We start from the raw sequence: 6,991 nt of genomic DNA on the forward strand, positions 1-6,991 counted from the left end.
GCCTGCTCATGATGAAGCACGTTTTATTTATACTTGTCCTTCCGCTTTATTTGAACAATCAAATGCTATGTTGGCTATTAAAGAATGTGTTTCTTCTTTTATAAAAGAGAGAGGGTATTATTTTTATAACGGCTCACTTTATTCGGTTAGAGCACAGAAGTGTATTGTGCGGAGAGGAGATCTTATGAAAAAGATATGGTTGAGTTTGTTGGCGCTAACCATTTCCGTTTGGGCGGCGGAAAAGGTTTACCTTGCTCCGGTAGGACTGACCGGCATGCACGAAGATTATGCGGTCGCTTCTTCGAAATTGATGAAGGCTTATATCGAAGATGACGGTCGTTTCCTGTTGGTCGTAGGCACTGCAGCGGATTCCGTCAAGTCCGATGATCAGGCGACCGTCCGGCAGAAGGCGATTGAAAAGGGCTGCCCCAAGTATATCATTGCTGAATTCACGCGACTGGGTGAAAATGTCATCATGTCATTCAAGCTTTATGGAGTGGATAAGGATGCTCCCATTTGGGACGACCGCCTCAAGGCGCGCAATCCGGATGATTTCGATCCGATTATCCAGCGTGTGGCCCGTAATATCGGCACCAGAAAGAAGGCTGCTGATGACGACGATATTTACAGCGTGACAGAACAGGAAACCCGGCCGACGAAACGTAAGGGTGTCAATTCCTATATCGGAGCTTCCGTTGGTGGCATTATGGCTACGCAGCCTGATGTGGAAGTCTTTGGCGGCCTCGATGTATTTTTGCTTTACGATGCTCAGGTAATCCTGTTTGGTGTCGACTGGAATATGTATGGCCTTGGCAGCAATGTTGCCATGGAATACATGGACCTGGCTATCTCGGCATACTATCCGTTTGGCTCAAGGGCTGTCACTCCGTTTGTGGGCGGAGGCCTTGCGTTTAGCGGGACAAGCTATGATAGCGATATACCTTCGCGCTACAGAGGCTATAGTGACGATTATAGTGACGATCGTACAGGCCTGAGCGGCTTTGTCGGTGGCGGTGTTATGTTCAATCGTTCTAGCCGAGTCATGTTCATAGCTCAAGTCAAGTATCTGATGAATTTCTACAAGAACAAAATGTATGAAGTGGATGAACACGAGGGTTTCGTAAATATTGTCGAAAAGGACCACGCCATCCAGGGACTCGTCTTTAACGTCGGTATCGGCTACGGTTTCTAATATGTTCGCGATGCGAATGTGCCGGATTATGGTTGCTGTCATGTTTACGGCAATGCTTGCTGGCTGCTATTTTGGAAGGTCGACCATTAGGGCGTCGGATGGTGGCGCTTACGATGTCTATGCCGATGGCCGCTATATATGCTCCACCGATGAGGAATGTTCCGTAACGACTCGTGGCGCATGGGGCAAGGTCCTGTTCGAAGCTCAAAAGGGAAGTCATGTTGTCGGTCGCGATATTGTATCGCGCGAAATTACCGCAGCTTCGGTCTTATGGATGCCTTTCACCTACTTTTTGTCGCTCTTTGTTTATCAGGCGTATCCCGATGAAATTGTAATTCCTATAGACAGTAGCGCAATCCCAGTACAGCAGCCGACCTGGCAATCGGAATCTTCAGAGAATTCATCGGTGGGTGGAAGCGTCTGGGAAAAACCGATTTATTGATGGAGGACGCATGAAGTCTTTGTGGAGTCTTGTCATGGGTGTCGCCATCCTGTCCGTTGTTTTTACGGCGTGTTCCGAGGACGAGGGCAAGGTGACAAAGAGCTTTTCCGATTACGATCTCAACGGAATTGTAATCAAGGACGGCGTTTACACCGATGCTCGCAACGGTCATGAGTACCGTATTATGCGGATATGGCGACCGCCTTATTCGGATTCCTATAATCTCTGGTTTGCCGAGAATTTGGACTATGTTGATTCAACCTTGGAAGATAATTCCTGGTGCTATAAGGACAGCAAGGATAGCTGCAAGGTTTACGGACGTCTTTATAGTTGGGAGGCTGCGCAGAAAGCATGTCCAGATGGCTGGCATTTGCCAAATCAGCAGGATTGGGCTGACCTTAAGGATGTGGTAGGGACTCGGATTGAACCTGCCGGCACGAAATTGAAAACGGTAGACCATTGGCAGAATGCAGATTCGGTTCTACAGGGGACAAACCGGTTCGGCTTTTATGGGCTCCCTGCCGGCCGCAAGAATGTCGAGGGAGGGTGGCTCCCAACAGGTAAGTTCGCCTATTTTTGGACAAGCTCGGTCAGTGGCATAAATAGTCCGGAGACTTCGCTGGGATGGCAGTTGACCTATGAAACGGATGAATTGGGCTATGGGGATTACTATAGAGGTCATGGAATGTCCGTGCGTTGTGTAGCCTCTTATTCGACTTATTCATCCAATGATGTCCATATCGAAGGTGACTTAGATTCGTCCTATGTGGATGAAATTCCCGTACATTTCGGAAAACTGGAATACAAGGGAAAAACTTACAAGACGATAGAGCTGTTTGGTAGGACCTATATGGCCGAGAATATGAATTTCGAAACGGGAAATAGCTGGTGCTATAACAATAGTGCCGATTCCTGCAAGAAGTACGGTCGCCTCTACGACAAGGAGACTGCCGTTACGGTATGTCCCGAAGGCTGGAGCCTAATGAATATTGGTGTCGACGGTAATGCCCAGGGCCAAATATTCTCTACACCGTCAAGTCTCCGCACCATAGGGGATTTTTATGCGGAAGAAATCAAGTCTACGGATTCCTGGGTGCAGGAATCAGGAAATAATCTGTCGGGTATGAACTTGCTCCCTTCGGGCGGTTACGATATCGGTAGCGAGGCGTTCTTTGATGTCGGCTATACCGCCTATCTGTGGACGATAAATAGTTGGGATGATGCCAATTATGCAGATACGGTATCTGTCGCTCTCCGTTATTACGATTTCACGTTTTCGTTGGCTTCAAATGGCAAGAACTATGCCTATGCTGTTCGCTGTGAAAAGGATTTGCCAAGAAACTGATTGTCTGCAAAAAAATGGGTAAAAAGGAAGGGCCTCAGCAAAGCTGAGGCCTTTTAATTAAAGATACGGCTCCTTAGAAGTTGAACCCTAGGAAGATATTGTCGCTCAGGAAGGGGAGCGCACCGAGTGCAATGACTGCAATGGTGAGAAGAATGATTACACCGCGTTGTCGCTTGGTCATGCGGAGCGGATTCAGATGGCTATCCACCTCGTCAATCCAGGCGCTTTTGATGAGTTGCAGATAGTAGAATAGTGCAAGAACATTGTTTAGTACGGCGAAGGCAACGATGGCGTAGTGCCCAGTAGAGGCTCCGCTGAAGAATAGCTGAAATTTTCCAAAGAAACCGGCGAGAGGCGGAATGCCCGCGAGACTGAACATGGCCACCGCGAGGGCGATTGCGAGCGAGGGCTTCTGCTTTGACAGTCCGCGCAGGGAATCGAAGGTCTCTTCGCGGTGGTGCCCGATAATGCCGAAGATAAAGAACGCGAGGTAGTTCGAAACCGCATACACGAACAGGTAGTAAATGATTGCGGTCTTTGCTGTGGCGGCAGGACCTAGGAGTGCTATCATGATGTAGCCTGCTTGAGCAATCGAACTGTAAGCCATAAAGCGGCGTAGTCTGAACTGCTTTAAAGCACCCAGGTTACCGACAAAGAGCGTGGTGCCAGCAAGAAGTGCGATGAAGGGGGCTATCTGTTCCTGGATGGGTGCGAGAGGCCCGTAGATGAGAACCACGAGGAATGCGATGGCGGTAGCCTTCGAGGTTACCGAGAGCACGGCCGTCACGGGCGTGGGAGCGCCTTCGTAGACATCGGGAGCCCAGGTGTAGAACGGGAAAAGCGTTAGCTTGAATCCGATGCCGGCGAACAAGAACAGTACCGCAATCCATAAAAGCGGGGAGGGGCCTGCAGCGACGGCGTCCTTGATGGCGTCAAAGTGAATAGATCCTGCAAAACCGTAGAGGTAGCTGAATCCGAAAAGCTCGAAAGCCGTAGCAACGGAACCCATCAGGATATATTTGGTGGCTGCTTCGGAGCCGTATTGATCCTGCTTGTTCCAGGCGGCGAGTGCGTACATCGGGATTGTTGCGATTTCAAGACCCAGGAAGAACGTGAGCATGTCGCAGGCGGATACGACGGTGAATCCGCCGAAGGTTGCAAATGCGATTGCTCCGATAAATTCCGCAATCTGGTGCATGGCTGGTTTTCCGTCACCGCCATGTTCAAAATAGTCCTTCGCAAGCCAGATGCCGAGAATGGCTGAAACCATGAGCACCTCGCGCATGAGCACCCCGAAATCATCGATATGCCAGTTGCTTATGAAGAAACGGCCCGTACCGCTCGCAAGAGGAATCAGGTTTAGCAGAATAAAAATCAGGATGAAACCGATGTTTGCGATGCGCCAGGGAACCTTGGATCGGTCGGTGCAGAAAAGTCTGCTGCCGATAACGATAAAGGGAAATAGCAGCAGGAGCAGGTCAGGAATGACAAAGTTGGGAACATTAAACATGGATTAACCTCCCACACGAGAGATGTTGGCGAAAATCGGGGCTATGCTCTGGTCGAGCATGTCGGCGATCCAGCCGGGGAAAATACCTATGAGGAGTAGGCATGCCACAAGAACGATGACCACGAGCTTTTCGCGGATGGTCGCGTCGGTAAGCGATTCGTACTTGGTCGGCATATTGCCGTGCAGCATACGGTTTGCCGTCTGCAGAATGTAGACGGCTGTTGTCGTAATCGAGAGTATGGCGAGTACGGTGACGATGCGCGTGAGCGTAGAATCTTGCTGGAATGCGCCGATAAAGATGTTGCTTTCGGCAATGAATCCGCTAAAGCCAGGCAGGCCTAGGCCTGCAAAGCCTGCAATCACGAAACCTACGCCGAGGAACGGGAGCTTGCGCATGATGCCGCCCATCTCGGTGATGTCGCGGGTGTGAGTGCGTTCGTAAATCATGCCGATGGTCGCGAAGAAGAGTCCCGTAAGGAATCCGTGTGAAATCATCTGCAGAGATGCTCCGCGGAGACCCACCGGCGTGAGTGCTGCGAGACCGAGGAAAATGAGACCCAGGTGGCTAATGGAACTGTAGGCCGTAATGTACTTGAGGTCCTTGTGCCTGAGAGCGATGAAAGGACCTAGCACTACGTTGAATATTAGGAGTGCAACGACATACGGAAGCCAGATTTTGGCGGCTTCGGGCATCAGGAACATGGCGACGCGGAGGCAGCCGTAGGCGCCCATTTTCATCATGACGCCTGCAGCGAGCATCGAAACTGCGGTCGGTGCTGCGGAGTGGCCGTCCGGGCTCCAGAAATGGAACGGGAACAAGGAACTTGAAACGGCGAATCCCATAAACATGAGCGGGAAAGCCCACATCTGGAAATCCATAGGAAGTGTGACTTTGGAAAGTTCCACAAGGTTCCAGCTGCTGATGCCGCTTTCGAAGTAGAGGCCGAACAATGTTGCAAGAATCATCGACGATCCGAATGCGAGCGTGAGAGTCAGTTTCTTGCCGCCGTAGTCCTTGCGCCCTGAACCATAGCCTGCAATCATCAGGTACATGCAGAGCGCTTCCATTTCGTAGAATACGAAAAATAGTACAAGGTCCATGCTCATGAAAACGCCATAGACGCTTGTGGCCAGGAGCTGGATGAGTGCAAAGAAGACTTTCTGGTTGCCCTTGATGTTCCAGCTTACGAGAATTCCTGCCCAGACGATTACCGCAGTGAGGAGCAGGAGGAACATATTTAGACCGTCCGCTCCGATGGTGTAATGGGCGTTCAGCGATTGCAACCAGGGCAAATCCATGTAATAATGGAGTAGAAGTGGCGCGGAATCGGCACTAGCTGAGGTGATGCCTAGCGTATAGAGACGGTACGTCAGGTAACCAACGAGTAGGAGTACGAAGGTTCCCGATGCCGCATGAATCGCCTTGAGTAGAGATTCCTTTTGGGACGAAATCGGTACGCAAACTAGGACCGTGATTAACGGAATTATCCAGATGAGGTTAAAAAGCAATGTATCCATAGTCAAACCTTTCGCCTAGAGAGGAAGCTGTCCTAGGAAACGCCATAGCAAAACGCCTACGATGAGCGTTCCTAGATAGAAACTCAGATTGCCACCCTGTGCGTAGCGCACGAGGTCGCCTAGTTTGTGAATGAACCAGACGCAGAACGCGAGAATTCCTTCGATAATGTAATCCTGGATGAAACGGGCTACGCGAGCGATGCCGCCAATCACGAACTGGCGGACTACGGCATAGTACATTTCGTCAAAGTAGAATTTGTGATAGACGACCTTGTAGATCGCGCTTCTGTTTGATTCGTCGAGGGCGCGCTGAATCTTTGCTTTCGGGCTTGCGTAAAGCACCCAGGCGATTAGGAGCGCTATGGCGGCGACTGCGACTGCAACATACGGGATCCATTCTGCATGTGGAAGCATCATCATCTGAGGCACGCGAAGCTTGCCAGGCACAAAGTAGTGCTCGAAGATCCCCTTGCCGAGAATGCCGCTTAACAGTGCGGGAACGGCGAGGATGACGATCGGAAGCGTCATGAAGAAATCTTCGTGGACATGTCCCTGCTCCACGGATTTGCAGCGCGGTGCACCATGGAAGGCGAGGAAGAACAGACGGAACATGTAGAAGGTCGTGAGTCCGCTCGTAAGGAGCGCAAGGCCGAATACGACATAGTGGTGTCCCTGGAAGGCCGCCAGGATGATTTCGTCCTTCGAGAAGAAGCCGGAGAACGGGGGAATACCCGAAATCGCAAGCACGCAAATGAGGGCGCTCCAATAGGTGAGCGGCATCTTCTTGCGGAGCCCTCCCATGGCATCCAGGTCGTTGGTGTGCACCTGATGAATGAGGCTACCCGCAATCAGGAACAGGGCGCACTTGAAGAATGCGTGGGTGAAAATGTGGAATGTGGAAGCGGTCCAGCCGGTGGTGATGACCGCATCGCCAATCTTGCAGGCACCGAGGGCAAACATTATGTAGCCCAGCTGTGAAAGCGT

Annotated in this window: 6 protein-coding genes; 3 read left to right on the forward strand and 3 right to left on the reverse strand. The window is 50.9% G+C overall.

The window, feature by feature from the left end; all coding sequences use genetic code 11:
- The first annotated feature begins 184 nt into the window (after positions 1 to 184).
- The 3 genes from Q0628_RS12220 to Q0628_RS12230 are packed head-to-tail and all read left to right on the forward strand — an operon-like array spanning position 185 to position 2,979.
- Positions 185 to 1,192, forward strand: a complete 1,008-nt coding sequence (locus Q0628_RS12220; RefSeq protein ID WP_298771354.1) for a hypothetical protein — start codon at positions 185 to 187, stop codon at positions 1,190 to 1,192.
- A 28-nt stretch (positions 1,193 to 1,220) separates the two neighbouring features.
- Positions 1,221 to 1,634, forward strand: coding sequence for a hypothetical protein (locus Q0628_RS12225; protein ID WP_298771357.1), 414 nt, complete (start codon positions 1,221 to 1,223; stop codon positions 1,632 to 1,634).
- A 10-nt stretch (positions 1,635 to 1,644) separates the two neighbouring features.
- Positions 1,645 to 2,979, forward strand: a complete 1,335-nt coding sequence (locus Q0628_RS12230) for an FISUMP domain-containing protein (RefSeq protein WP_298771359.1) — start codon at positions 1,645 to 1,647, stop codon at positions 2,977 to 2,979.
- Positions 2,980 to 3,052: 73 nt separating this feature from the next.
- Here the strand turns inward: Q0628_RS12230 and Q0628_RS12235 are convergent, their stop codons facing one another.
- The 3 genes from Q0628_RS12235 to Q0628_RS12245 all read right to left on the reverse strand — a co-directional run.
- On the reverse strand, positions 3,053 to 4,489 hold the full coding sequence (locus tag Q0628_RS12235; RefSeq protein ID WP_298771361.1) for an NADH-quinone oxidoreductase subunit N: 1,437 nt from the start codon (positions 4,487 to 4,489) through the stop codon (positions 3,053 to 3,055).
- Between the two features lie 3 nt (positions 4,490 to 4,492).
- Positions 4,493 to 6,007, reverse strand: a complete 1,515-nt coding sequence (locus Q0628_RS12240; protein WP_298771363.1) for a NuoM family protein — start codon at positions 6,005 to 6,007, stop codon at positions 4,493 to 4,495.
- A 15-nt stretch (positions 6,008 to 6,022) separates the two neighbouring features.
- On the reverse strand, positions 6,023 to 6,991 hold a 969-nt coding region (locus Q0628_RS12245), incomplete at its 5' end, for a proton-conducting transporter membrane subunit (RefSeq protein WP_298771365.1).

The sequence above is a fragment of the uncultured Fibrobacter sp. genome, assembly GCF_937877005.1.
In the GTDB taxonomy this organism is placed as follows: domain Bacteria; phylum Fibrobacterota; class Fibrobacteria; order Fibrobacterales; family Fibrobacteraceae; genus Fibrobacter.

Coding starts and splice junctions, on each gene's coding strand:
- Q0628_RS12220 (WP_298771354.1), top strand. CDS start 185: ATGAAAAAGATATGGTTGAGTTTGTTGGCGCTAACCATTTCCGTTTGG.
- Q0628_RS12225 (WP_298771357.1), top strand. CDS start 1,221: ATGGTTGCTGTCATGTTTACGGCAATGCTTGCTGGCTGCTATTTTGGA.
- Q0628_RS12230 (WP_298771359.1), top strand. CDS start 1,645: ATGAAGTCTTTGTGGAGTCTTGTCATGGGTGTCGCCATCCTGTCCGTT.
- Q0628_RS12235 (WP_298771361.1), bottom strand. CDS start 4,489: ATGTTTAATGTTCCCAACTTTGTCATTCCTGACCTGCTCCTGCTGCTA.
- Q0628_RS12240 (WP_298771363.1), bottom strand. CDS start 6,007: ATGGATACATTGCTTTTTAACCTCATCTGGATAATTCCGTTAATCACG.